Annotated in this window: 20 protein-coding genes; 8 read left to right on the top strand and 12 right to left on the bottom strand. The window is 72.1% G+C overall.

Annotated features, from left to right (window positions below):
• The 7 genes from ABZZ74_RS25450 to ABZZ74_RS25480 all read right to left on the bottom strand — a co-directional run.
• A partial coding sequence (locus ABZZ74_RS25450) for an adenosylhomocysteinase (protein WP_356768623.1) occupies positions 1-1,106 on the bottom strand: 1,106 nt, incomplete at its 3' end.
• A 281-nt stretch (positions 1,107-1,387) separates the two neighbouring features.
• Complete coding sequence (locus ABZZ74_RS25455; protein ID WP_356768625.1) at positions 1,388-2,368, bottom strand: cation diffusion facilitator family transporter; 981 nt, start codon at positions 2,366-2,368, stop codon at positions 1,388-1,390.
• A gap of 122 nt (positions 2,369-2,490) precedes the next feature.
• Positions 2,491-3,642: a mannose-6-phosphate isomerase, class I gene (manA, locus tag ABZZ74_RS25460; RefSeq protein ID WP_356768627.1), complete on the bottom strand. Its 1,152-nt coding sequence runs from the start codon at positions 3,640-3,642 to the stop codon at positions 2,491-2,493.
• Positions 3,643-3,711: 69 nt separating this feature from the next.
• Positions 3,712-4,839, bottom strand: a complete 1,128-nt coding sequence (locus ABZZ74_RS25465; protein ID WP_356768629.1) for an SIS domain-containing protein — start codon at positions 4,837-4,839, stop codon at positions 3,712-3,714.
• A 453-nt stretch (positions 4,840-5,292) separates the two neighbouring features.
• Entirely contained in the window at positions 5,293-5,463 is a 171-nt protein-coding gene (locus ABZZ74_RS25470; protein WP_133046004.1) for a Trm112 family protein, read from the bottom strand.
• A gap of 400 nt (positions 5,464-5,863) precedes the next feature.
• The gene (locus ABZZ74_RS25475; RefSeq protein WP_356768631.1) at positions 5,864-7,228 is read right to left on the bottom strand and encodes a phosphomannomutase/phosphoglucomutase; all 1,365 of its coding nucleotides are present in this window, start codon (positions 7,226-7,228) and stop codon (positions 5,864-5,866) included.
• Positions 7,229-7,432: 204 nt separating this feature from the next.
• On the bottom strand, positions 7,433-7,912 hold the full coding sequence (locus ABZZ74_RS25480; protein WP_356768633.1) for a DUF3499 domain-containing protein: 480 nt from the start codon (positions 7,910-7,912) through the stop codon (positions 7,433-7,435).
• A gap of 240 nt (positions 7,913-8,152) precedes the next feature.
• On the opposite strand from ABZZ74_RS25480, the gene ABZZ74_RS25485 reads away from it, so the two are divergent.
• Entirely contained in the window at positions 8,153-8,602 is a 450-nt protein-coding gene (locus ABZZ74_RS25485) for a metallopeptidase family protein (protein ID WP_356768831.1), read from the top strand.
• Positions 8,603-8,616: 14 nt separating this feature from the next.
• Here the strand turns inward: ABZZ74_RS25485 and ABZZ74_RS25490 are convergent, their stop codons facing one another.
• From ABZZ74_RS25490 to ABZZ74_RS25500, 3 genes are all read right to left on the bottom strand, one after another.
• Positions 8,617-10,158: a DUF5719 family protein gene (locus ABZZ74_RS25490; protein ID WP_356768635.1), complete on the bottom strand. Its 1,542-nt coding sequence runs from the start codon at positions 10,156-10,158 to the stop codon at positions 8,617-8,619.
• Positions 10,155-13,805, bottom strand: a complete 3,651-nt coding sequence (locus ABZZ74_RS25495; protein WP_356768637.1) for a glycosyltransferase family 2 protein — start codon at positions 13,803-13,805, stop codon at positions 10,155-10,157. The genes ABZZ74_RS25490 and ABZZ74_RS25495 overlap by 4 nt, the downstream gene beginning before the upstream one ends.
• A gap of 174 nt (positions 13,806-13,979) precedes the next feature.
• Entirely contained in the window at positions 13,980-14,243 is a 264-nt protein-coding gene (locus ABZZ74_RS25500) for a WhiB family transcriptional regulator (protein ID WP_003975777.1), read from the bottom strand.
• A gap of 668 nt (positions 14,244-14,911) precedes the next feature.
• Between ABZZ74_RS25500 and ABZZ74_RS25505 the strand changes: the two genes are divergently transcribed.
• The 4 genes from ABZZ74_RS25505 (at position 14,912) to ABZZ74_RS25520 (ending at position 18,790) form a co-directional block, all read left to right on the top strand.
• Positions 14,912-15,406 carry a cysteine dioxygenase family protein gene (locus ABZZ74_RS25505; RefSeq protein ID WP_356768639.1) on the top strand — a complete coding sequence of 165 codons (495 nt, stop codon included), beginning with the start codon at positions 14,912-14,914 and terminating at the stop codon, positions 15,404-15,406.
• A gap of 34 nt (positions 15,407-15,440) precedes the next feature.
• Positions 15,441-16,400, top strand: a complete 960-nt coding sequence (gene cofD / locus ABZZ74_RS25510; RefSeq protein ID WP_356768641.1) for a 2-phospho-L-lactate transferase — start codon at positions 15,441-15,443, stop codon at positions 16,398-16,400.
• Positions 16,397-17,707 carry a coenzyme F420-0:L-glutamate ligase gene (locus ABZZ74_RS25515; RefSeq protein WP_356768643.1) on the top strand — a complete coding sequence of 437 codons (1,311 nt, stop codon included), beginning with the start codon at positions 16,397-16,399 and terminating at the stop codon, positions 17,705-17,707. Before cofD ends, ABZZ74_RS25515 begins: the two co-directional genes overlap by 4 nt.
• 78 nt (positions 17,708-17,785) lie before the next feature.
• A complete protein-coding gene (locus ABZZ74_RS25520; RefSeq protein ID WP_356768645.1) occupies positions 17,786-18,790 on the top strand; it encodes a DNA-3-methyladenine glycosylase 2 family protein in 1,005 nt (334 codons plus the stop codon).
• Between the two features lie 211 nt (positions 18,791-19,001).
• On the opposite strand, the gene ABZZ74_RS25525 is transcribed toward ABZZ74_RS25520, so the two are convergent.
• A complete protein-coding gene (locus tag ABZZ74_RS25525; protein WP_356768647.1) occupies positions 19,002-20,084 on the bottom strand; it encodes an NDP-sugar synthase in 1,083 nt (360 codons plus the stop codon).
• A gap of 153 nt (positions 20,085-20,237) precedes the next feature.
• Complete coding sequence (locus tag ABZZ74_RS25530; RefSeq protein ID WP_356768649.1) at positions 20,238-21,584, bottom strand: N-acetylmuramoyl-L-alanine amidase; 1,347 nt, start codon at positions 21,582-21,584, stop codon at positions 20,238-20,240.
• A gap of 129 nt (positions 21,585-21,713) precedes the next feature.
• Here ABZZ74_RS25530 and ABZZ74_RS25535 point away from each other — a divergent pair, with 129 nt between their 5' ends.
• The 3 genes from ABZZ74_RS25535 to ABZZ74_RS25545 all read left to right on the top strand — a co-directional run bounded on the left by ABZZ74_RS25535 (position 21,714) and on the right by ABZZ74_RS25545 (position 25,758).
• A complete protein-coding gene (locus tag ABZZ74_RS25535; protein WP_356768651.1) occupies positions 21,714-22,475 on the top strand; it encodes a TIGR03089 family protein in 762 nt (253 codons plus the stop codon).
• 77 nt (positions 22,476-22,552) lie between these two features.
• A complete protein-coding gene (locus ABZZ74_RS25540) occupies positions 22,553-23,806 on the top strand; it encodes an LCP family protein (protein ID WP_356768653.1) in 1,254 nt (417 codons plus the stop codon).
• Between the two features lie 218 nt (positions 23,807-24,024).
• Positions 24,025-25,758, top strand: a complete 1,734-nt coding sequence (locus ABZZ74_RS25545) for an LCP family protein (protein WP_356768655.1) — start codon at positions 24,025-24,027, stop codon at positions 25,756-25,758.
• Positions 25,759-25,767: the final 9 nt, after the last annotated feature.

The following is a 25,767-nucleotide window of genomic DNA, read 5'->3' on the forward strand; positions in this document are numbered from 1 at the left end:
ATGCCGGGCACCTTCGCCAGGCCGGCCATGTCGATCTCGTTGTCGAAGTGGCCGATGTTCCCCACGATGGCCTGGTGCTTCATCCTGGCCATGTCCGAGGCCATGATGATGTCCTTGTTGCCGGTGGTGGTGATGAAGATGTCGGCCTGGTCGACGACCTCGTCCAGGGTGGTGACCTGGTAGCCGTCCATCGCCGCCTGCAGCGCGCAGATCGGGTCGATCTCGGTGACGATGACCCGGGCGCCCTGCCCGCGCAGCGACTCCGCGCAGCCCTTGCCCACGTCGCCGTAGCCGCACACGACGGCCGTCTTGCCGCCGATCAGGACGTCGGTGGCCCGGTTGATGCCGTCGATCAGGGAGTGGCGGCAGCCGTACTTGTTGTCGAACTTCGACTTCGTCACCGCGTCGTTGACGTTGATGGCCGGGAACAGCAGGACGCCGTCACGCTGCATCTCGTACAGACGGTGCACACCCGTCGTGGTCTCCTCCGTCACACCACGGATCTCGGAGGCCAGCTGGGTCCACTTCTGCGAGCCGTCGGTGATGGTGCGGTGCAGGAGTTCGAGGATGACGCGGTGCTCGTCGGACTCGGCCGTGTCGACGGAGGGGACCTTGCCGTCCTTCTCGTACTCGACGCCCTTGTGGACGAGGAGGGTCGCGTCACCGCCGTCGTCGAGGATCATGTTCGGGCCGCCGGTGGGGCTGTCCGGCCAGGTCAGCGCCTGCTCGGTGCACCACCAGTACTCCTCCAGCGTCTCGCCTTTCCAGGCGAAGACGGGGATGCCCTGGGGGTTGTCCGGCGTGCCGTTCGGGCCGACGGCGATGGCGGCGGCCGCGTGGTCCTGGGTGGAGAAGATGTTGCAGGAGGCCCAGCGGACCTGCGCGCCCAGGGCGGCGAGGGTCTCGATGAGGACGGCGGTCTGCACCGTCATGTGCAGGGAGCCGGTGATGCGGGCGCCGGCCAGGGGCTGCGCGTCGGCGTATTCCTTGCGGATGGACATCAGGCCGGGCATCTCGTGCTCGGCGAGGGTGATCTCCTTGCGGCCGAACTCGGCCAGGGAGAGGTCGGCGACCTTGAAGTCCTGTCGGTTTTCGACAGTCGTCATTGCGAGCTGCTCCTCGGGGTTGGGGCGAGGTTGGGTACGGCTGGTCTGCGCGGCGGCGGACACAGGGGTGCCCGAAAGAGGACACAGGCATGCCCGCGTACGCGCAGCGCAGTCCGTCGGAGGCCCTCTCTCCCTCGGTCGGTCCGCGGTGGGACCGCCCGACCGCCATCAGCAGCGACGTCTGGCTCGGTTCCAAGCTACACCGGTCGCCCCGGCGGTCCCCAGTCCACCATCGAACACATCAGGCCGATCACGGTGTGTCGCGGGTGGCGGACGGCCGTTCAGTGGCCGGCGGGGTGGGGGGCCGGGCCGCCCGGTGTCGCTTCGCGGTCCGGGCCCTTGGCGGCCTCGGCCTCGCTGTAGATGTCCGGTTCCAGGTAGATCACGCGTGCGATGGGGACCGCGGCGCGGATGCGGGCCTCGGCCGCGTTGATGGCGGAGGCGACCTCGGCGGCCGTGTCGTCGTGCTGGACGGCGATCTTGGCGGCGACCAGCAGTTCCTCCGGGCCGAGGTGGAGGGTGCGCATGTGGATGATGCCCGTGACGGTCTCGCCGTCGACGATGGCGGCCTCGATCTTCTTGACCTCCTCCAGGCCCGCGGCCTCGCCGAGCAGGAGGGACTTGGTCTCGGCGGCGAGGACGAGCGCGATGGAGACGAGCAGCAGACCGATGCAGACCGTGCCGATGCCGTCCCAGACGCCGTCGCCGGTGAGCAGGGCCAGGCCGACGCCGCCGAGGGCGAGCACCAGACCGATGAGCGCGCCGAAGTCCTCCAGGAGGACGACGGGCAGCTCGGGTGCCTTGGCGCGGCGGATGAACTGCGACCAGGAGAGCTTGCCCCGCAGTTCGTTCGACTCCTTGATCGCCGTCTTGAAGGAGAAGCCCTCGGCGAGTATCGCGAAGACGAGAACGCCCACCGGCCAGTACCAGTGCTCCACCTCGTGCGGGTGGCGGATCTTCTCGTAGCCCTCGTAGATGGCGAACATGCCGCCGACCGAGAAGAGCACGATCGAGACGAGGAAGGCGTAGATGTACCGCTCGCGGCCGTAGCCGAAGGGGTGTTGCGGGGTCGCCTCGCGCTCGGCCTTCTTGCCGCCGATCAGCAGCAGGAACTGGTTGCCGGAGTCGGCGAGCGAGTGGACACCCTCGGCGAGCATCGAGGAGGAGCCGCTGAAGGCGAACGCGACGAACTTCGATGCCGCGATCGCGAGGTTGGCGCCGAGTGCCGCCACGATCGCCCTGGTGCCGCCTGACGCGCTCATGTGTCCGCGTTGTCCCTTCGCCCTCGTCCGTCCGGCCGGTGTCGGCCTTTGCCCGTCCTTTGCCGGTGGGTCATTCTTGCAGTCCCGGCCGGCACTGACGTCTCAGGTATCCACAACCCCGGTCATACGATCACAGTGGCGCGGAAAATCGTGCCCGCGCCCGTCACCTGGGCCTGCTCGCCCGCCGGGACGAACACCGACTGGCCGGGGTTCAGTTCGTGCTCGCCGGCCCGTACCGAGCCGGCCGTGCACAGCAGGATCTGCGGGGTGGCGCGGGTGAGGTCGTGGGTGGTGCCGCCCTCGGGGAGGACGTACCGCGACAGCCGGAACTCGTCGATGGGGGTCTCGTAGACCTCCTCGCCGTCCGGGGAGGCCTCGGGCCGCAGCACGCCCGGGTCGCTCGCCTCGAAGCGGACGATCCGCAGGAGTTCGGGGACGTCGACGTGCTTGGGGGTCAGTCCGCAGCGCAGCACGTTGTCGGAGTTGGCCATGATCTCGACGCCGAGGCCGTTGAGGTAGGCGTGCGGAATGCCGGCGCCCAGGAAGAGGGCCTCGCCCGGCTGCAGACGGACGTGGTTGAGCAGCATCGCCGCGATGACGCCGGGGTCGCCCGGGTAGTGGTGGGCGATCTCGGCGTAGGGGGCGTGCTGGCCGCCCAGGCGGGCGCAGGCGGCCGCGGCCTCGGTGACCGTGTGGCGCATCTCCTCCGGGTCGGCGCTGAGGATCGCCGTGAGGACCTCGCGCAGGGCGGCGTCCTCGGGGTGGGCGTGCAGCAGGTCGACGTACGGCTTGAGGGAGTCGACGCCGAGGCCGTCCAGCAGGTCGGCGGCCCGGAGCGGGTCGCGGAAGCCGCACAGGCCGTCGAACTCGGTGAGCGCGCAGATCAGTTCGGGCTTGTGGTTGGCGTCCTTGTAGTTGCGGTACGGGGCGTCGACCGGGATCTGGCGGCGCTCCTCGTCCTCGTAGCCCTCCTTCGCCTGCGCGAGGTCGGGATGCACCTGGAGGGAGAGGGGGGCGCCGGCGGCGAGGATCTTGAGCAGGAACGGCAGGCGGGGGCCGAACTTGGCGACGGCTCCCGGGCCCAGCTCCTTCTCCGGGGCCGCGTCGATCACCTCCACCAGGGTGCCGCGTGCGGTGCGCGAGGGGGCACCGGGGTGGGCGCCCATCCACATCTCCGCCTGGGGTTCACCGCTCGGTTCGACGCCGAGGAGGGCGGGGATGGCGGTGGTGGAACCCCAGGCGTAGGGGCGGATGGTGTTGTCCAGGCGGTCCATGCGGTTCTCTCTGCCGGTCGATCGGTACGCGCGTGCGTGTACGGCTGTTTCAGGGCGCAGGCGTCAAGATCAGGCCCCCGAGGCGAGCGCCAGGTAAACGGCGGCGAAATCGGTGATGGCGATCAGTTCGGCGAGCGTCTCCAGTTCGCCGCCCTCCTGCGGCTCCAGCTCGCTGATCGGCGTGTCGTGGCTGAGGGCCAGGTCACGGGCGGCCGGGGCGGCGGTGAGGCCGCCGATGGGACGGTCGCGCAGGAGAACCACGCGCGCGTGCAGCGCGGGCGGCTCCTCCACACGGTCGCGGAAGAAGTCGTCCGGGTCGGCGCTGGCGGCGAGCGGGCCGGCCAGGAGGGCGCTGTGCGCTGCGAGCGCCTCGGGGAGCTCGGCGACGACGGCGGGGGTACCGGAGAGCTCCGCGAGCGCGGCGGCGAACCGACGCCCGGCCGGGCCCGCGGAGGTGCCCTCGGTCCACACGACCGGCAGTGCGTCGGCGAGTTCGGCGGCGAGGGTCTTCGCGGGGTTGCTGTAGGTCGCGATGGCGGGGCCGCAGCGCTCGGCGACCTGGTCGAGGCGGTCGGCGACCTTCTCGATCGCGTCCGCCGGGGCGCTGAGCAGACCCGTGCGGTCCAGAAGCGCGAGCAGGGGTGTCAGCAGCGCCCACAGGACGCCGGGGGCCGAGGCCGCGAGGGGCTCGTCCTGGTCGTACGGGGCCGTCGCCATCGGGACGAAGAAGCCGTGGGCGCCCTCCACCGCCTCCGTGAGGGGCGTGCGGGCGGGGGCGACGGCGACGACCGTGCAGCCCCGGCGGTAGGCCGCGTCGGCGAGGAGGGACAGGCCCGGTTCCGTGCCGTCCGGGGTGGCGATCAGGAGCAGGTCGACCGAGCCGGCCCAGCCAGGGAGTTCCCAGCGCAGGGCGCCGGCCGCGGGGGCGACGCCGGTCGGGGCGAGGCGGATGACGGGGCTGCCGGGGCCGGCGAGGGTGCCGAGGAGGTCGGCGGCGTGGGTGGCGGCGGCGCCGGGGCCCGCGATGAGGACGGCGCGGGGGCGGCCGTCGGGCTTGAGGTCGTTGACACCGGCCTCGGCGGCGTGCCGGGCGGCGGTACGGACGCGGGCGCCGGCCTCGGCGGCGCCGCGCAGCAGGCCGCGGCGGTCGGCTTCCGACAGGGCCTCGGGGGTGTCGAGCAGCGATTCGTCGAGCATGGGGCGGCGGCCTCCGATCGCCGGCGACGGTTGCCGGCGGCGGCTTGGCGGGCGGGCGTGTGGGCGGGCGGCGTCCTTGGGGTTGTCGGCCGGGGGACGCCTTGATGTGGCTCGTCTGGGGCTTGTCTGTGGGTTTCTGTGGCTTTTTGCGGCTGTCTGTGGCTTGTTACGGCTGTCTGTGGCTTGTTGCGGTTTGTCAGTTGTGCGGGCAGCGAGGCTGTCGAGTATGTCGGCGGCCCGTCGGGTACGTCGGCTGCGGGCTGTCGGGTAACTCGGGTGCGGGCTGTCGGGATACGTCGGTCGCGGGCTGTGTCGCTCGCGGCGGCGGGGGCTCATCCCCGCGGTGGTTGCGGTCTTGTCCGCTTGCGTCGGGGCGGAGATCGTCGCTCGCGTCTGTGACAGGGGTCGGGGCTCGCGGCGGCGGCGGGCTGCGGCGCTTGGAAGCGGCGCGCTTTACGCGGGGCGGCGGGCCTCGTCGACGAGGAGGACAGGGATGTCGTCGCGGACCGGGTAGGCGAGGCCGCAGTCCTGGCCGGTGCAGATCAGCTCGGTGTCCTGCTCCTTGAGGGGGGCGTGGCAGGCCGGGCAGGCGAGGATCTCCAGGAGGCCGGCTTCGAGCGGCATGGGGTGTCCCTTCGGGGCGGGTACGCGTGCGCGTGCGAGTGGGTGTGCGGGGTGCGCGGATGTGCCTGGTCAGGGTACCGCCGGTGGGGGCGGGGTGGCGGGGGTTGGGTGGTTGCGGGTGGGTGGGGGTGCGGGACTGGTTTCTCGCCCCCGCCGCCCCTACCCGTCCCATCCCCAGGGGCTGCCGCCCCTTCGACCCCGCTCCCGGGGGCTCCGCCCCCTGGTTCCCCGCCGGGGCTCCGCCCCTGACCCCGATAGGCACTTCGGGCCTCGTCCTCAAACGCCGGACGGGCTGGATGATGGGGACCGGCGTCAAGCGCTCGACGCGCTGGCTGAATGATGCGACCTACGACAAGCACTGGACAAGCCGGGTCACTCAGGTCAGCCGGAGAAGTCCGGCTCAGGCCCTGATGATCGCCAGTACCTCGTCCCGCACCTTGGTCATCGTCGCCTCGTCCCTCGCTTCCGTGTTCAGCCGCAGCAGCGGTTCCGTGTTGGAGGGGCGGACGTTGAACCACCAGTCGGTGGAGGTGACGGTGAGGCCGTCGAGTTCGTCGAGGGTGACGTCCTCGCGGGCGCCGTACGTCGATCGGATCGCCGCCAGGCGGGACTTCTGGTCGGCCACCGTGGAGTTGATCTCGCCGGAGCCCACGTAGCGGTCGTATGCGGCCACGAGCGAGGACAGGGGGCCGGACTGGCCGCCCAGGGCCGCGAGGACGTGCAGGGCCGCCAGCATGCCCGTGTCGGCGTTCCAGAAGTCCTTGAAGTAGTAGTGCGCGGAGTGTTCGCCGCCGAAGATCGCGCCCGACGATGCCATCTCGGCCTTGATGAAGGAGTGGCCGACCCGGGTGCGGACCGGGGTGCCGCCGTGCTCCCTGACGACCTCGGGGACCGACCACGACGTGATCAGGTTGTGGATGATCACGCCCTTGCCGCCGTTCCTCGCCAGTTCGCGCGCGGCCACCAGCGCCGTGATCGCGGACGGGGGGACCGGGTCGCCGTGCTCGTCGACCACGAAGCAGCGGTCCGCGTCGCCGTCGAAGGCGATGCCGAGGTCGGCGGACTCCTCGCGCACTCGCTGCTGCAGGTCGACGAGGTTGGCCGGGTCGAGCGGGTTGGCCTCGTGGTTGGGGAAGGTGCCGTCGAGTTCGAAGTACATCGGGACGACGGTCAGGGGCAGGCCCTCGAACACCGTGGGCACGGTGTGGCCGCCCATGCCGTTGCCCGCGTCGACCACGACCTTCAGGGGGCGGATGGAGGTCAGGTCCACGAGGGAGCGGAGGTGGGCCGCGTAGTCCGTCAACGTGTCACGCTGTGTGATGGTTCCCGGTGACGCGGCCGGTTCCGGCGCGCCCGACTCGGTCCACTCCTCCGCCAGTTCGCGGATCTCGGACAGGCCCGTGTCCTGGCCCACCGGCGCCGCGCCCGCCCGGCACATCTTGATGCCGTTGTACTGGGCCGGGTTGTGCGAGGCCGTGAACATGGCGCCCGGCAGGCCGAGCGCGCCCGAGGCGTAGTACAGCTGGTCTGTCGAGCAGAGGCCGATCTCGGTGACGTCGGCGCCCTGGGCCGCCGCGCCGCGCGCGAAGGCGCGGGACAGGCCCGGCGAGGACGGGCGCATGTCATGGCCGGTCACGATCGCGTCCGCTCCGGTTACGCGGACGAAGGCGGCGCCGAAGAGCTCGGCCAGTGTCTCGTCCCACTGGTCCGGGACCACTCCGCGTACGTCGTACGCCTTCACGATCTGCGACAGATCAGCAGCCACGGCCAACCCTCCTGAAGTCCTATCGGTCGCCGACAAACTACCCGTACCGGGTGACCGGGCGCCGACCGGACGTCGAGTAGCGCGCTCTCGGACGTCACCTCAGGTCAGGGCAGAGTACGGGCGAGTACCCGCGCAGCGAACACTCGGAGGGGAAAACGGAGGAGGACCTGGGGAGCCCGAACGAGAACTGTCCCCGCGAGTCGGTCAGTTGTCCGGGGAGCGCAGTACCCGCAGGTGGCCGCGGCGCGCGACCTCCATGGGGTCCGCCGAGCGGGCCCCGCCGCCGCCCGCCTGGGCCGCCCGCTCCTGCGGACGGGCCGCCTCGCGCACCGCGTTGGCAAGCGCTTCCAGGTCGTCGCCGCTGGGGCGGGCCGGGGCGGAGCCGTCGAGGAGGCGGACGACCTCCCAGCCGCGCGGGGCGGTGAGGCGCTCGGAGTGCTCGGCGCACAGGTCGTAGCAGTGGGGTTCGGCGTAGGTGGCGAGCGGGCCGAGGACCGCGGTCGAGTCGGCGTAGACGTACGTCAGCGTCGCGACGGCGGGTCGGCCGCAGGCGGTTCGCGAACAGCGACGTACAGGGCTCACGACGTTGGACGGTACCGCACTCTTGAGCGGGCCGCGACGACTCTCCCCCAGGTCACCCCACCGTGTCGTGCTGTGAATCGCCCCACACACCCCTTCCGGCATCCCTCGCTGACCTGCGGGGACGTCCGTTCACAGGGCATCGACCGACCCCTCGTACGATCAACACTCCGTACAAACACCGTCATTTGCCTCGACATCGACGGTCTCGGAGAGATACGGAATCGAGCCCAACCTTGGCTGGAATGGTCATCCTGAGACAGGGCTTACCGGGCCCCCGGGACCGTCCGCTATGCCGCGTGGGGTCGGGCGGCCGGTCCGCGCGGGGACTACGCTTCACCGGTGATGGACAACCCCGTACCGCCCCGGGCCGCTGCCCCCGGGCCCCGTCGTCGTGACCGCCACGGCCGCGGCATGCGCGGGCCGATCGCACCGCCCCAGGTGCCGCTCGCCGCGAGCCGTGCCGACGCGTTCGCGGATCTGGTGCAGGACTCGGTGGAGCGCCTGGAGCGGCGCTGGCCCCAGCTCGCCGACATCGACTTCCTCGTCCTCGAGGTGCCGCGTCTGGACGGCCCCGGGCAGAGCTGGAACGACGAGGCGGTGCCCCTGGGCGGCACGATCGCCGCGCGCGAGGGCCGTCCCGCGCGCGTGGTGGTCTACCGGCGGCCGGTGGAGATCCGCACGAAGGGGCGTGACGAGCGGGCCGCCCTGGTGCACGAGGTCGTCGTCGAGCAGGTCGCCGAGATCCTGGGGCTGACCCCCGAGACGGTCGACCCGCGCTACGGCGAGGACTGACCCCCGCCGCCCGCCTACTTCTGCAGCACCGACAGGTCCTGGTCCGTCTCCGGTACGGCGACCATCCCCCGGTTGTCGGGCAGCGTCTGCACCGTGAAGCCCGGCACGCCCCCTTCCGTCGCCGCCAGGGTGCGCGCGGCGTACACCGGCCCGCCGGACACGGGCTCGACCGTCAGCGCGTACGTGCCCTTCAGACCGCTCGGGACCGGGGCGTCGACGTCCTGGGTGGTGCCGGCCTTGATCGTGTACGTCTTCGAGACCGCCGTGCCGCCGTCGCTGCCCGCCGACGCGGTGACCTTCACCTGCGCGGTGCGGGTGGGCGCGGTGATGGACAGGGTGGTGCCCTTGCCGCTGTTGTCGGCGGACGTCGCGCGCGTGCCGACCGGCGCGGTGGCCGGGATGAACGCCGTCTCCTGCTTGGCGCCCTTGCCCCGTACGACCTTCAGCGCGGCGACGACCGGCACGGACTGGCCGGTCGGCGTCAGGATCAGGGAGCCCGCCTCGCCGCGGGTGACGTCACCGAGGTCGGCGGCGGTCGTCATGCCCGCCTTCACGTGCAGCGTCTCGTTGCCCGCCGGGGTGATCGAGCCGCTCGGGGAGGCGAGACGCACCTTCAGGTCGGCGTCCGCGTCGCCGGGCGTGAAGGCGATCAGGCGCACGGATGTGGCGTCCTTGGGGATGCCCGGCAGGACGAGGCTGCCCGCGGGGTCGGTGGCGGCGGCCAGCCAGTCGCCACCGGCCTTGTCGTCCAGCGCCTGCACGGCGGCACCCAGCCGGCCGCTGCGGACGTTCACGTGGACGGTGAGGTCGGTCTGCTTCTCGTCGGTGAGCGTGGAGAGCAGGATCGGCTCGCTGGAGTGCGGCGGGACCGTGATGCCCTCCCCCACCGTGGACTTGAGGTCGCCGTCCTTGCCGTAGAGCTCGATGTCGGCGACGGCCGCGGAGTCGTCGGGGTTGGTCAGGTGCACGTAGTCGGTGCGGCCGGCGGCGGTGCTGGCGCCCGGGAACCAGAACTCGGTGTCGGGAGCGGTGCAGTTGACGCCCTGCAGGCCGCGCCCGTTGCCCGCGGCGACCTCGGTGGTCTCCTGGACCGTCCAGCCGGGCGCGAACTTCCCCTCGGCCGTGCCGACCAGACCGGGAGTGTCCGAACCGGAGGCGTCGGCCGTGACCGGAGTGCCGGGCTCCTTGGGGGTGAGGGTCGGCGCGCCGGTCTTCTTCTTGCCGCCCTTCTTGCCGCCGTTCTTGCCGCCGTTCTTGCCGTCCGTCTTGCCGGTGTCGCCCGTCCCGTCGGCCGATTGCGCGGCGGCGGCCTGGAACGCGGCCTTGCCGTCGCTTCCCGTGCCCTTGGTGACGGGCGTGAAGGACGTGTACGAGGTCTCGGCGAGGTCGGAGGTGCTGGGTGCCGGGCACAGCAGTGAGGTGCGCTCCACGGGCAGCTCGGCGGCCGCCCTGGCGGTGTCCGTGCCGGAGGCGCCCGGCGCGGACAGCGACGCGAAGCCCGTGACGGCGGCGAGCGCGGCGGTCCCGGCGATCAGGGACAGGGTGGTGCGGTTCACTGCTGACTCCCGTCGGGGCGCTCAGGGGCGTGCGGGTGCTGCTGCGCCGGGTCGTACGCGGGGTCGTAACCCTGCTGGTACGTCGGGTCGTAGGCGGTCTCGTCGTACGTCCCCTGGGTCTGGCCGCCGTAGCCGTACGGGTCGTACTGGCCGCTCTGGTACGGGTCCGCCTGGTAGGTCTGGTCGTAGCCCGCCGGGTACTGCTGAGCGCCCTGGTACTGCTGCTGCTCGGCGTAGTCGCCGTACTGGGCGCCCGCGTAGGTCGCGGGGTCCCATTCGTCGTAGGCCTGCTGCTGCGGGACCGCGACCGGGGTCTCCTCCTGCGGAGGAGACGGGAACTCCTCGCTCTGGTCGGCTTCCTCGGCCTCGGCCTCCGTCTCGGCCTGGGCGCGCAGGCGGCGGGCGCGGCGGCCCTCGCCGGTGACGGCCTGGGCGGGGATCGACGGCTCCTCGGGGAGGTCGTCGTCGACGTCGCGGCGCCTGCCGGGCAGGGCGAGGACGACGAGGACGACGGCGAGGGCGCCCTGGGCCCACAGCCAGGCGGTGTGGGTGATCGGGGCGTCGTAGGTGACGTCGAGGCGGCCGCCGGAGGCGGGGAGCTGGAAGCCCTGGGCCCAGCCGTCGACCGTGGTGCGGGTGAGCGGCTTGCCGTCGAGGGTGGCCGTCCAGCCCTCGGCGGCGGTGTCGGCCAGGCGCAGGACGCGGCCGTCGGGACCGGCCGGGACCGTGGTGTGGATGTCGACGGGTCCGGCGGCGACGGGCTGCGGGGCGCCGGTGCCGGAGACGATGGTGGCTCGCGCGACCTCCTGGTCGACCCGCCACAGGGCGCTGCCGCCCTGCTGGCTCAGCCGGGACAGACCCGGCGTGGCGTCCAGGACGCGGGTGATCTCGCGGGGCGCGCCCTTGTGGACGAGGACGTAGCGCACGGCGAACTTGCCGAGCTGGTCGGCCTGGTCGGCGCCGGAGCCGGCGACCAGGTTGGCGGCGACCTTGTCCAGCTGGGCGTTCTCACCGTCGGCCGCGGCCGTCTCGGCGTCGCCCATGCGGGCGCCGGAGCCGCGGACCAGGGTGTAGCCGACGCGCGCGGTGGAGTCGCTGTCGAGGACGAGCGTGCGTGCCTGGTCGCGGGTGCCGCTCTCCTCGGCGACGAACGCGGGCACCTGGGTGGGGTCGCGCCGTTCGAGCGGGCCGTCGGCGCCGCGGAGCATCCAGCCGCCGGCGATCAGCAACGGGCCGGCGAGCGAGGCGAAGGCGATCAGCGCGGCCACCGGCTGGCGCCAGCCGAAGCTCTGCTCGGCCACCCGCGCGCGGGCCCCGTCGGCGCCGAGGGCTGCGGCGGCGATCAGGGCGATGCCATAGACGAGGGTCGCGGGTCCCGCCCAGGTCGAGTCGTTGGACAGGACGGCGAAGACCAGGCCCACCAGGGCGACCACCCAGGCCGCCCAGATGCCGGACTGGCGCTCCGAGCGCAGCAGGGCGGCCAGTGCGGCCAGCACGATGCCGATCAGCATCAGTCCGCTGACCGTGCCCGGGCCGCCGGGGCTCGCGCCGAGCAGGTCGAGGGCGGAGGCGGCCGAGGGGCCGTAGTCCAGGCCGGCCTGCTTGAAGAAGCCGGACGGCAGCAGGGTCAGCGACCAGGGGGCGAGGACCAGCAGGGGCGTGCCCAGCTGGGCCAGGAAGCGCAGGCCGTGGGCGGTGATGTCGTTGCGGCGCGCGGCCAGGACCGCGACGCCCAGGATCAGGGCGATGGGCCACACGATCGGCGTGAAGGCGGTGGTGATCGTCAGCAGCAGCGCGTACGCCCAGGTGGCGCGCCAACTGCCGCGCGCTCCCGAGGTGTTCGCCAGGCCGCTCGCCGCCACGCCCGCGCGGGCGATGAGCGGCAGCAGGACGGCGAGTACGGCGGTGCCGATGCGGCCGCCCGCGAGGGCGCCGGTGGCGGCGGGCAGGAAGGCGTAGACGACGGCCGCCCACGCGCGCAGCAACCGCGACTCGATGAGCGGACGGGAGGCGAAGTAGGCGGTGAAGCCGGCCAGCGGCACCGAGCAGACCAGCAGGACCGTGACGGCGAGCCCGGTCGAGCCGAACAGCACGGAGGACAGCGTCGCCACGATCGCCAGGTACGGCGGCGCGGACGGGGTGCCCCCGGCGCCCACCGCGTGCCAGGCGTCGAGGTAGCGCGACCACAGCTCACCGGAGTCGCCCGGCGCGGGCAGCAGGGCGCCGCCGGAGAGCGCGCCGCTTGCGAGCAGGTCGCGGCAGGCGATCAGGGAGACGAGCAGCAGGACCAGGAAGAGCATCGGGCCGGGCGCGCGGGCGATGCGCTTGAGGCGTGCGAACTGCTCGATCTCCAGGAAGTCGGCGTCGTCGCCGCCGGGCCCGGACTCGATCCCGCCGCCATGCCGTCCCGCGCCGGAGGTGGCGTCGGGGTCGGAGCTGCCGAAGAGGTCGCCCGCGACCTGCTCGACGGTGGCCCGCACGGTCGCGCCGGGCGGCGGGAACAGCGCGCGCAGCTCGCCCTTGTCGATCTGCGGCTGCCCGCGCCTGCGCCGGCCGGCGATGATCCGCTCGGGCCGCAGCAGTGTGCCCAGCAGGCCGCGGATCTCGTCGAGGGCCTGTCCGGGGACCTTGCCGACGAGATAGGCGACGGTACGCACGAGCGTGCCGAGCACCAGGCGCAGCAGCACCCAGGGCAGCGCGGCCGTACGCGCGTTGACGAGGAGGGTGTAGGCGGCGCCCGCCTTGTCGACCATGTGCGGGGAGGCGGCGCTGCGGCCCACGCAGTCGACGGTGCGGCGCTCGCGGGAGGCGGCCTCGGCGTGCCGTACGACCGCCTCCGGGGCGACGAGGACGCGGTGGCCGGCGGCGGTGGCGCGCCAGCACAGGTCGACGTCGTCGCGCATCAGCGGCAGCCGTTTGTCGAAGCCGCCGAGCTGCTCGAAGACGTCGCGCCGGATCAGCATGCCGGCGGTGGACACCGACAGCACGGACCGGACGTGGTCGTGCTGGCCCTGGTCCTGCTCGCGGCGGTCCAGGCCGGTCCAGCGGCGGCCGGAGTTGGCGATGGAGACGCCGACCTCGAGCAGCTGGCGCTTGTCGTACCAGCCGCGCAGCTTGGGGCCGACGACGGCCACGTCGTCGCGGCCGAGCTCCAGTTCGTTCTCCACGACGCGCAGCAGCTGGGCCAGGGCGTCGGGGTCGGGGGCGCTGTCGTCGTGCAGCAGCCACAGCCACTGGACCGGCTCGCCGTGCGGCAGCTCCGGCATGTCGTAGGCGTCGTCGCGCCAGGTGCGGGTGACGGGGTCCCAGCCGCTGGGCCGCTTCAGGTAGGGCAGTTCGTCCGGGGTGAGCACGGGGGCGGTCCGGGCCGCCTCCTCGACGGCCTGGCCGAAGCCGGTGCGGCGGGCGAGGTGCAGCACCCGGTCGGCGCCGAGGGCCTGGGTGACCAGCTGGGCGGAGTCGTCGGCGCTGCCGGTGTCGGCGGCCATGGCGAACTGGACGGGCCGCTCCTGGCCGAGCAGCCCGGCGAGCGCGTCGGGCAGCCAGCGGGCGCCGTCGTGGGAGACGAGCACCGCGGTCACCACGTGACGCGGGAACTCAGGCGTGGCAGCGTCGTGTTGGGCTGCCGTGTGGCTGTGCACGGACATCGAGGTACGGGCCCCGGTTCGCTGGACTGCGGTGGACGTCTGTGCCCGGTGGGGGCAGCGAGGCGTCTCGGACGAGCGACCACACTATCGGCTGGGCACAGGGGCGGCCCGTCGCCTGTGGATAACCCACTTGCGACGGGCCGTTCGGTTGCGTGGGGAGTGGGGGCCGTCCGATCAGACGGCCGCCTTCTTCAGGCGGCGTCGCTCCCGCTCGGACAGGCCGCCCCAGATGCCGAAGCGCTCGTCGTTGGCGAGGGCGTACTCGAGGCACTCGGAGCGGACCTCACAGGCGAGGCAGACCTTCTTGGCCTCCCGGGTCGAGCCGCCCTTCTCGGGGAAGAAGGACTCGGGGTCGGTCTGGGCGCACAGCGCGCGCTCCTGCCAGCCGAGTTCCTCGTCCGCGTCGTCGACCAGCAGTTGCTGCACCAGCTCGGTCATGTGCGCCCCTCGTCTGTCTTTCGCGTCCCCGTGATGTAGCCGTTACCGATTCCGGCTGAACGACACGAGTGAAATTACAAGTGTGCTGCTCCGGGCGAGTCAAGCCGAGATCTGCTATTGGGCCCCTTATTCACTCTGCGGAACCAAGGCCATGCGGAAAGTGTTCAAATCGGCATAAACCTTGACATGCAGACGAGACCCCGAGGGCCTCCGGCCCGTACAGAGCCTTGTACGAGGAAGGACGCCCGGATGTTCGATCTCGTTCCACGCGCATCCCGAAGCAAGCCGGATCACAGTCGGATCACGGGATCACAACGAGGCTTGCGCGCCCGGTTGTGCGCCATGTGTCCCCGAGGACCCCAGCACAAACCTTTCACCTCTCAGATGAACCGGATGAGGTGAAACCGGTCCCACATACCGGGCGTCGAGTTGACAGTCGAGGTGTGAACCGATTGCCTTGTGGGCATGCTCGCGAACTTGGCACTCACCTCGACCGGCTCCGCCCGGTCCCACGGTGCTGCCCGCGCGCGCTGTAGCTGTTGTTGCTGTTCCAGCTGTTGAGCCACGTCTAGCTCCGGCTGTGACCGAGTCCCCTGCGACCCGGTCGGCGTTTTCTCATCACCCCGTTCCCTCTGACCTTCTTTCACTGAGGAACCACAGCACCCCTTATGAACAGCGACAACGACCTCCAGATCGCCGGCGACATCCTCGAAGTCACCCACCTGCTGCAGCCGCCGCGCGAGCACCCGGCCACCGTGGCCGAGTTCGTGGGCCTGGCCCGCGCCATCGCCGCCGACCGCGCCCAGTGGGAGCACCTCGTCGAGTACGACGCCACGACGCGCTGGTACCACCGGCTGCGCACCGGGCCCGGCTACGAGGTGTGGCTGCTGTCCTGGGTTCCGGGCCAGGGCAGCGGGCCGCACGACCACGGGCGCTCCTTCGGGGTGCTCACGGTCCTGGAGGGCACGCTGACCGAGCGCACCGGACGTGGCACGCGCGCGCTGGCGGCCGGGGCGCAGCGGGTGTTCGCGCCGGGGTACGTGCACGAGGTCGTCAACGACGCCCTGGAGCCCGCGATCAGTCTGCATGTCTACTACCCGGGCCTGACCGAGATGCCGATGCACACGAGTGCCGCCTGCGAAGCGCGTCCGGTGACTGCCTGACGCTTTGTCGTACCCGCCTGCAAGACTTGGCCCCATGCGCATTGTGGTTCTGGCAGGCGGCATCGGTGGTGCCCGGTTCCTGCGCGGTCTGAAGCGGGCCGTGCCGGACGCGGACGTCACGGTCATCGGCAACACCGGGGACGACATCCACCTCTTCGGGCTGAAGGTCTGCCCGGACCTCGACACGGTGATGTACACGCTCGGCGGCGGCATCAACGAGGAGCAGGGCTGGGGGCGGGCCGACGAGACCTTCCACCTCAAGGAGGAGCTCGCGGCCTACGGTGTGGGCCCGGAGTGGTTCGGGCTCGGCGACCGGGACTTCGCCACGCACATCGTGCGGACCCAGATGCTGGGCGCCGGCTATCCGCTGAGCGCGGTGACGGAGGCGCTGTGCGACCGGTGGCAGCCGGGCGTACGGCTGATCCCCATGACCGACGACCGCGTCGAGACGCATGTCGCCGTCGAAGTCGACGGCGAACGCAAGGCCGTGCACTTCCAGGAGTACTGGGTGCGGTTGCGGGCCTCCGTGCCGGCCGAGGCGGTCGTACCGGTCGGGGCCGAGCAGGCGAAACCGGCGCCGGGGGTGCTGGAGGCGATCGCGGAGGCGGACGTCATCCTCTTCCCGCCGTCGAACCCGGTCGTGTCGGTGGGGACGATCCTCGCGGTGCCGGGGATCCGGGAGGCGATCGCGGAGGCCGGGGTACCGGTGGTGGGCCTGTCCCCCATCGTCGGGGACGCGCCCGTGCGCGGCATGGCCGACAAGGTGCTCGCGGCGGTGGGCGTGGAGTCGACGGCCGCGGCGGTCGCCGAGCACTACGGCTCGGGGCTGCTGGACGGCTGGCTCGTCGACACCGTGGACGCGGGCGCCGTGGAACGCGTCGAGGCCGCCGGGATCCGGTGCCGGGCCGTGCCGCTGATGATGACCGACCTCGAGGCGACCGCGCGGATGGCCCGGGAGGCGCTGGAGCTGGCGGAGGAGGTGCGGGCCTCGTGAGCGGGACGCCGTCCGACGGCTACACGGTCTGGGCGGTGCCCGGGCTCCCCGAGGTGCAGCCCGGGGACGACGTCGCCAAGCTGATCGCCGCCGCCGAGCCGGGGCTGGCCGACGGGGACGTCCTGCTCGTCACCTCGAAGATCGTGTCCAAGGCGGAGGGGCGGATCGTCGCCGCCGCGGACCGGGAGGCCGCGATCGACGCCGAGACCGTGCGGGTCGTGGCCCGGCGCGGGGCGCTGCGGATCGTCGAGAACCGGCAGGGCCTGGTCATGGCGGCGGCCGGCGTCGACGCCTCCAACACCCCAGCGGGCACCGTCCTGTTGCTGCCCGAGGACCCGGACGCGTCCGCGCGCGCGATCCGCGACGGACTGCGCGCGGCCCTCGGCGTCGACGTGGGGGTCGTGGTGACCGACACCTTCGGCCGGCCCTGGCGCGCGGGGCTCACGGACGTCGCGATCGGCGCCGCCGGGGTGCGCGTGCTGGACGATCTGCGCGGGGGCACGGACGCGTACGGCAATCCGCTGAGCGCGACCGTCGTGGCCACCGCGGACGAGCTCGCCGCCGCCGGTGACCTGGTCAAGGGCAAGGCCGCCGGACGTCCCGTCGCCGTGGTGCGCGGGCTGGCGCACGTGGTCGCCCAGGACCACGGGGAAGGGGCGCGGGCCATGGTGCGCGGGGCGCGCGACGACATGTTCCGGCTGGGGACCTCCGAGGCGGTACGGGAGGCGGTGACCCAGCGCCGTACCGTACGGGCCTTCACGGACGAGCCCGTCGACCCCGGGGCGGTGCGGCGGGCCGTGGCCCTGGCGGTCACCGCGCCCGCGCCGCATCACACCACGCCGTGGCGGTTCGTGCTGCTGGAGTCGCAGGAGTCGCGGACCCGGCTGCTGGACGCGATGCGGGACGCGTGGATCGCGGACCTGCGGCGCGACGGCAAGAGCGAGGAGTCGATCGCCAAACGGGTGCGGCGGGGGGACGTGCTGCGCAACGCGCCCTACCTGGTGGTGCCGTGTCTGGTGATGGACGGATCGCACACATACGGGGACCCGCGGCGCGACGGGGCCGAGCGGGAGATGTTCGTCGTCGCGACGGGCGCCGGCGTGCAGAACTTCCTGGTCGGGCTGGCCGGCGAGCGGCTGGGCTCGGCGTGGGTGTCGTCGACCATGTTCTGCCGGGACGTGGTGCGGGAGGTCCTGGGGCTGCCCCGGGAGTGGGATCCGATGGGGGCGGTGGCCGTGGGGCATCCGGCCGAGGAGCCGCGGGCGCGCGGCGAGCGGGATGTGGAGGGGTTCGTCGAGGTGCGGTGATCTAGAGCCCGTACCCCCTAGGCTCTTGCACGCCCCCGACAGTCCCTCGGGACGTCCCCGACATCCAGGAACCCAGCCTTGGCAGGACGCTTCTCTCCTCGGCCCACTCGTACGACCGTGCGGGGCGGGCATGTCGGTGTGTCCGCGGGGATACCTCGGCAGGCCGCGGCGCCCGGGCGGGTGCGGACCGTGGTGCCCGCCGGACCGCTGGAACTGGGGCTGGTGCTGGGTGTGTTGCGGCGCGGGCCCGGGGATCCGACCTTCCGGGCCATGCCCGACGGGTCCGTGTGGCGGGCGAGTCTGACGCCCGGCGGGCCCGGGACGCTGCGGGTGTCCGTGAGCGGGGGCGCGGTCCGGGGCGAGGCCTGGGGGCCGGGGGCCGAGTGGCTGCTGGAGCAGTTGCCGGAGCTGCTGGGCGGAGCCGACGAGCCGGAGGCGTTCGTGCCGCGGCACCGGGTGGTGGCGTCGGCGTGGCACCGGCGGCCGGGGTTGCGTCTGACGCGGACCGGGCTGGTGCTGGAGTCGTTGATCCCGTCCGTGCTGGAGCAGAAGGTCACGACCGACGAGGCGTACCGGGCGTGGCGGCTGCTGGTGCGGAAGTTCGGGGAGCCGGCGCCCGGACCTGCGGCAGGGGGACGGTTGTGGGTGATGCCGGGGCCCCGGACCTGGGCGCTGATCCCGTCGTGGGAGTGGCATCGGGCCGGGGTCGACAACAAGCGGGCGTCGACGATCCTGCGGGCCGTCCGGGTGGCCGGACGGCTGGAGGAGGCCGTGGGGATGTCGCCGGAGAAGGCGCAGGCCCGGCTGGAGGTCGTGCCGGGGATCGGGCCGTGGACGTCGGCGGAGGTCGTGCAGCGCAGCCATGGGGCGGCGGACGCGGTGACGGTGGGCGATCTGCATCTGCCGGGGATCGTGGGGTGGGCGCTGGCCGGGGACCGGGACGCGGACGACTCCGTGATGCTGAAGCTGCTGGAGCCGTATGCGGGGCAGCGGCATCGGGCGGCCCGGTTGATCCTGCTGAGCGGACGTACGCCGGCTCGGCGGGCGCCGAAGATGCCGCGCGTGGACATCGGACGGTTGTGAGGCGCAGTGGGCGCTCCGGCTTGTTCTCGCCCCCGCCGCCCCTACCCGTCCCGTCCCAGGGGCTGCCGCCCCTTCAACCTCGCCCGGGGGGGCTCGGCCCCCTGGACCCCCGTCGGCCCTCCGGGCCTCGTCCTCAAACGCCGGACGGGCTGAAAAAACCGATCGGCTAACGCCGGACTGCGGGCGGGCTGGATGATCCGGCCCGCATCCCCTACTGGTCCGAGGAGAACCTCACCGCCCCCGCCGGGATTCTCGCGTCGCACCACACCCGCATGCCGTCCCGCAGTTCGTTGTCGGCGCCGATCACCGCGCCGTCGCCGATGACCGTGCCGGTGAGGACCGAGCGTTCGCCGACGCGGGCGCGGGTGCCGATGAGGGAGTCGGTGATGACGGCGCCGGGTTCGATGACGGCACCCGGCAGGATGGTCGAACCGAAGACCCGGGCGCCCTCGGCGACGAACGCGCCCTCGCCGACCACCGTGCCGCCGGTCAGCTTCGCGTCCGGGGCGACCATGGCCGTCGGGAGGATCAAACGGTCGCCGCAGCGGCCCGGCACGGCGGGTGACGGGGCGCGGCCCAGGACCAGGTCCGCCGAGCCGCGGACGAAGGCCGCCGGGGTGCCGAGGTCCAGCCAGTAGCTGGAGTCGACCATGCCCTGCAGATGGGCCCCCGCCGACAGCAGTTCGGGGAACGTCTCGCGCTCCACCGAGACCGGGCGGCCCTGCGGGATCGTGTCGATGACCGAGCGGCGGAAGACGTACGCCCCCGCGTTGATCTGGTCGGTGACGATCTCCTCGGGGGTCTGCGGCTTCTCCAGGAAGGCCAGGACCCGGCCCGTGTCGTCGGTGGGGACCAGACCGTAGGCGCGGGGGTCGGTCACCTTGGTGAGGTGCAGGGAGACGTCGGCGCCGGTCGTCTCGTGGGTGTCGACGAGCGCCCCGATGTTCAGGCCGGTGAGGATGTCGCCGTTGAAGACCAGGACCGGGTCGTCGGGGCCCGAGTGGAGGCGGGAGGCCACGTTACGGATGGCGCCGCCCGTGCCGAGGGGCTCCTCCTCCGTCACGTACTCGAGGTGCAGCCCCAGCGACGAGCCGTCGCCGAAGTACGGTTCGAACACCTCGGCGAGGTAGGAGGTGGCGAGGACGATGTGTTCGACGCCCGCCGCTCTCGCTCTCGCCAACTGATGTGTGAGGAAGGGGACCCCGGCCGCCCGGACCATGGGCTTCGGTGTGTGCACCGTGAGCGGACGCAGCCGCGTGCCCTTGCCGCCGACCAGGAGGATCGCTTCTGTCACCTGTCGTCTCTGCTTCCTGCCGGGACCGGCCGAAATGTCCTGTGGCCGGCCAGTGTATGCAGATCGTCGCGCGACGCCTTCGACGGCCCGGTGGCGTGTGTCGGTTCCGCCCCATGTCCCCCGACGGCGGTGAACGCGGGTCCCCTCCCGGCGTCAACGGCCCTGGTAGCGGGCCGCGGTCGAGCGGGCCGTGCCGAGCTTGCTGTAGAGCCGGCGGCCCGGGCACTCCGTGGCGAAACCGTCACGGTGGCCGGAGATCACGTTCAGTCGTACGTTCTTCCCTTTTCGGTAGAGATTGCCACCCCCGGAGGTGAGATATGTCTTCCCCCGCGGATTGGCCCCGTAGAGACCGAGTTTCCAGGCCGTCAGGCGGGCGATGGCGTCGAGGACCGCCGTCGGCGGCTTCGCCGAGCCGAAGCTGCCGAGGACGGCGATCCCCATGCTGTTGGTGTTGAAACCGAGGGTGTGCGCGCCCAGCACGGGCTTCGCCACGCCGCCGGCCCTGCCCTCGTAGATGGTTCCGCACTTGTCGACGAGGAAGTTGTAGCCGATGTCGCGCCAGCCCATGCTCCGGACGTGGTAGCGGTAGATACCGCGGATGACGGAGGCCGCCTGGGAGCACTTGTATCCGTTGCCGGACGCGGTGTGGTGCACGAAGGCCGCCTTGACCTTCTTCGTGTAGACGAACCCCCTCTCGCGCAGCTTCTCGTCGGCGCCCCAGCCGCTCCGGGTGATGATGCGCGGACGCGGGCCGATGTAGGGGTTGGCGCGTTGACGGGGCGTCAACGCGACGCCGGAGAGTGTCCGCAGTTCGTCCTCGGTGGCGGCCTTGGTCAGGGCCGGGATCTCGGTGGCGCCGGGGCCCTGGGCGCGCTCCGGGGGCGGGTCGCCGGGATCGACGAGTTCCAGGCGCAGCCCCGAGGGCAGCGGGCCCTCGGCCGCGCCGGCCCGGGGGCCGCGGGCCGTCCCGCCCTTACGGTGCCCGCTCTCGGCGCGGACGCGGACGTCCACACCGTCGGAGTCGCCGACCCACAAAGGCGCGGTGGAGCCGCGGACGCGGCCGGAGGCGCGCTCGGCGGCGCCGGGGTCGGCAGCGTCGTCGTTGTGGGTCTCCAGGTCCCGCCAGCCGCTCCAGGCGCCGTCGCGAGTGGAGCGGGTGCGGACCTGGACCCGGCCGTGGAGCGGGGTGTCGGGGTCGTCCCAGACCACTCCGACGAGGGCGAAGTGCCGTACGTCGTCGCGGGTCAGGCCCTGTTCGGCGGCCGCCGGGCCCCGGGCGCGGTCGCGGCCGACGGGGACGAGGGCGAGTGACTGGGTGCTGCCGGGGACGGCGGCGCCGGGGGCGCTCGGCAGGGCCGCCGGCCGCGCGGATCTCGCGCCGGGCGGCGACGCCGGGCTCGTCGGGGCGGCGGTCGCGGGCAGGGCGAGCGGGAGGACGAGGGCGGCCGCGCAGCTGACGCCGATCGAGCAGGCGATCGTAGAAGCAAGGAATCCACGCATGCCCCTGATCCTGAACATAGTCAGACATTCATGTCTATTTGGGAACTGACGGTTCGTCGGCTCCCGTTCGCCCGAACCGGTGGCGCCTGCGCTGGGTGCGCGGGCGGGTGCGCGCGTACCCTTGCGCGGGTGAACGCCAGTGATCGCACCCCTGCCGACCTGCTGTCTTCCGCGCTCGCCGCGGATCCCTCACGCCCCTTGGTGACCTTCTACGACGACGCCACGGGCGAGCGGGTCGAACTGTCCGTGGCCACCTTCGCCAATTGGGTGGCCAAGACCGCGAACCTCCTTCAGGGCGACCTCGGCGCCGGACCCGGCGACCGGGTGGCGCTGCTATTGCCGGCGCACTGGCAGACCGCCGTGTGGCTGCTGGCGTGTGCGTCGGTCGGGGTGCTGGCGGACGTGGACGGGAACGCGGCGGCGGCCGACGTGGTGGTGAGCGGGCCGGACTCCCTCCAGGCGGCGCGGGCGTGCAAGGGGGAACGGGTCGCACTCGCGCTGCGGCCGCTGGGCGGGCGGTTCCCGCAGGTGCCGGACGGCTTCGTCGACTACGCCGTCGAGGCGCCGAGCCAGGGGGACCGGTTCATGGCGTTCGCGCCGGTGGATCCCGAGGAGCCCGCGCTGATCGTGGCCGGGCGTGAGTTCAGCGGGGCCGAGGTCGTGGAGCGGGCGCGGGAGGAGGCGACGGGGCTGGGGCTGACCGGGCCGGGGTCGCGGATCCTGTCCGGGCTGCCCTACGACACCTGGGAGGGCCTCAACGCCGGGCTGTACGGGCCGCTCGCCGTCGGCGGGTCCGTGGTGCTGTGCCGGAACCTGGCGGAGCTGGACGCCGAGGGACTGGCCCGGCGGATCGAGAGCGAGCGGGTCTCCGTCACCCGAACGGGGCACTAACGCCCGCCCCCGTCTCCCCCCGCGGGTCATGGTCGTAGGAGCCACACGTCCGTACGCCATGAGGGGTGGGCCCGCGCGTGAACGACAGCGTCAGCTCCCGTGGTCCCGGTGCCGGGTCGTCGGCCACCGGCAAGGGGCTGGTGCGGCGGCGCCGGCGCAGGTGGGTCCGGGCCGGCGGGCTCGGTGTCGCGGTGGTCGTTCTCGCCGCGGTCGGGGTGGGGTGGGGCGTCTATCTGAAGCTGGACGGGAACATCACGGCCGACGAGGCCGCCGCCGCCGAGCTCGCCCGGTTCGAGAAGGAGCGGCCCACGTCGCTCGTCAAGGACGCGCAGAACATCCTGGTGATCGGTTCGGACTCGCGCTCCGGGGACGGCAACGCCCGCTACGGGCGCGACTCGGGGACCGAGCGGTCGGACACGACGATCCTGCTGCACCTGTCGGCGGGGCGCCACACGGTCACCGCCGTGTCGCTGCCCCGGGATCTGATGGTGGGCGTCCCGGCCTGTCTGCGGCCCGACGGGACCCGCTCCGAACCGGCGTTCACGATGTTCAACTCCGCGTTCGAGACGGGGGGTTCGGCGTGCACGATCCGGACCGTGGAGCAGCTGACAGACGTACGGATCGACCATCATGTCGTCGTCGACTTCCACGGGTTCAAGGAGATGGTCGACGCCGTCGACGGGGTGCGGGTCTGCCTGAAGGAGCCCATCGACGACCGCGACGCCAAGCTGAGGCTGCCCGCGGGGCGGGTGACGCTCGACGGGGAGCAGGCCCTGGGCTATGTGCGGGCGCGCAAGTCGCTGGGGGACGGGAGCGACACGGACCGGATGGACCGTCAGCAGCGGTTCCTGGGCGCGCTCGTCAACAAGGTGCGCGGCAACGACGTACTGCTGAATCCGGTGAAGCTGTATCCCGTGCTGGACGCGGCCACCTCGTCGCTGACCACCGACCCGGGTCTGGCGAGCCTGCGGGGCCTGTACGACCTCGTGCGGGGGCTGCGTGACATCCCCACGAAACGGGTGCAATTCCTCACGGTTCCGCGGGAGTCGTATGTGTACGACGCCAACCGGGACCAGCTGGTGGAGCCGGAGGCGCGGAAGCTGTTCGACCGGCTGCGCGCGGACCAGCCGGTGACGGTGGCCCGGGCGACCCCGGGGAATTCCGGCGCAAAGAGCGGCAATTCGGATTCGATCGAAGGGTCGTACGGCTACGGCGCGTACGGAATCGGCGACGGAAAGTCCGGAGTAATGGGGGCGGATGAGCCGTCGAACGGGGTTTCGCCCACACCGACGTTCCGGGGGAACACGGCGGCAGAAGACATCTGTAAGTAAAGGGATTGCCAAATCATCGCACTTATGTCCGAGAAAAAGGACGAATTGGCCCCCGTCTGGGCGTGGAATTTCTCACCGCCGTCATTGGGTGCCGAGCAGGGCGGATAGTGTGAGCGATCCGGTGCCCTCGGCCGTATGGGCTTGTGCACTGTGAGACCGAGACCCGAGCGCCTTGAGGGGGGAAAGGCGCCGCGCCCCGACGGAGGAATCGGACAACCGTGGACGCGACAGGCCGTGGGCGGGCGGACGACATCGATCCCGCAGACCAGTGGGTGCTCAATCCGACCACCGGCGAATACGAACTGCGACTGAGCCCTTCCGCACCGCAGTCGGTGGTACCCGGTCCGCGCAGATCCGCTCCGCGCGACGCGGGGGCCACCGTGCGCAGCCGTACGGTCGCGCCCGACCGGCTGCCCGGCCGTGAGGTCCCGGGCCCGCGCCGGCGCCGAGGCGCGCCCGAGGAGCCGTTGCCCGGGCGGCGCGGACGCCGGCCGGTGAAGAAGAAGGGCAGGGGCAAGAAGATCCTGCTGTGGACCGGCGGGACGATGGCCTTCGTGCTGGTCGGCACGGCCGGCGCCGCCTATCTCTACATCGAGCACCTGAACGGCAACATCACGTCCGTCTCCGACGACGGCGCGAGCACCGGTGGCTTCAGCAAGGGCAAGGCGATCAACATCCTGCTGATCGGCACCGACAAGCGCACCGGCAAGGGCAACAACAAGTACGGCGACGCGGGCAGCGTCGGGCACGCGGACACGACGATCCTGCTGCACGTCTCCAAGGACCGCTCGAACGCGACCGCGCTCAGCATCCCCCGTGACCTGATCACCAACGTCCCGGACTGCCCGACCACCCTGGCCGACGGCACCCAGAAGGTCATCGGCGGCACCAGCGACGTCCGTTTCAACACCAGCCTCGGCCAGGACGACCGTACGCCGAGCTGTGTCGCGCGCACCGTCACGGAGCTGACGGGCATCACGCCCGACAACTTCATGGTCGCCGACTTCAACGCGGTCAAGACGCTCACCACGGCGGTCGGCGGCGTCGACGTGTGCCTGGGCAAGGACATCGACGACCCCAAGTCGCACCTGAACCTGAAGAAGGGCGTGCGGCACATCGAGGGCGAGACCGCGCTCGCGTTCGTGCGCACCCGGCACGCGGTCGGCTTCGGCGGCGACCTGAGCCGGATCACGCTGCAGCAGCAGTTCCTCAGCGCCCTGATGCGCAAGCTGAAGTCGAACGACACGCTCACCAACCCGGCGAAGATGATCAAGGTCGCCGAGGCGGGCACCAAGGCGCTGACCGTCGACGACAACCTCAAGAGCATCGGCAAGCTGAAGGACCTCGGTCTGGAGCTCGGCAAGCTCAACCCGAAGAACCTGACGTTCACCACCGTGCCGGTCGTCGACAACCCGGCGGAGAAGGTGAAGGCGACCGTCGTCCTCAACCAGGCGCCGGCCCAGCAGGTCTTCCAGATGATCAAGAACGACGTGTCGTTCACCGCGGTCAAGGCGCAGCAGAAGAAGGAGGCCGCCGCGGTGGCCGCCCGCCTGAAGGGTCCCAAGTCGGCCGCCTCCGCGGTCCGGGTACGGATCCTCAACGGCGGTGCCGACGCCGGCAGCGCCCAGGCGGAGCTGAACTACCTGCAGAACGAGGCCGGTGTGCTGAAGTCGTCGAACGACGGCAACGCGGACGCCGTGCTGGCGAAGACGACACTGGAGTACGGTCCGGACCAGGCCGACCAGGCGCGCCGCCTGGCCGACATCATGGGCCTGTCGGGCGCGGCGATGAAGCCGGGCAAGAGCGTGCTCAACGACCAGGGACTGCCGACGATCACACTGACCCTGGGCAAGGACTTCAAAGGGGCCGGGGTGAAGCTGAACGCCTCCTCGGGGACGGCACCGGCGGGGGTCCAGAAGTCCACGGCCGACAAGGTCGAGTGCGCCAAGTGACCTGAGGGG

Source organism: Streptomyces sp. NPDC006476 (assembly GCF_040612015.1).
GTDB classification, from domain to species: domain Bacteria; phylum Actinomycetota; class Actinomycetes; order Streptomycetales; family Streptomycetaceae; genus Streptomyces; species Streptomyces griseorubiginosus_B.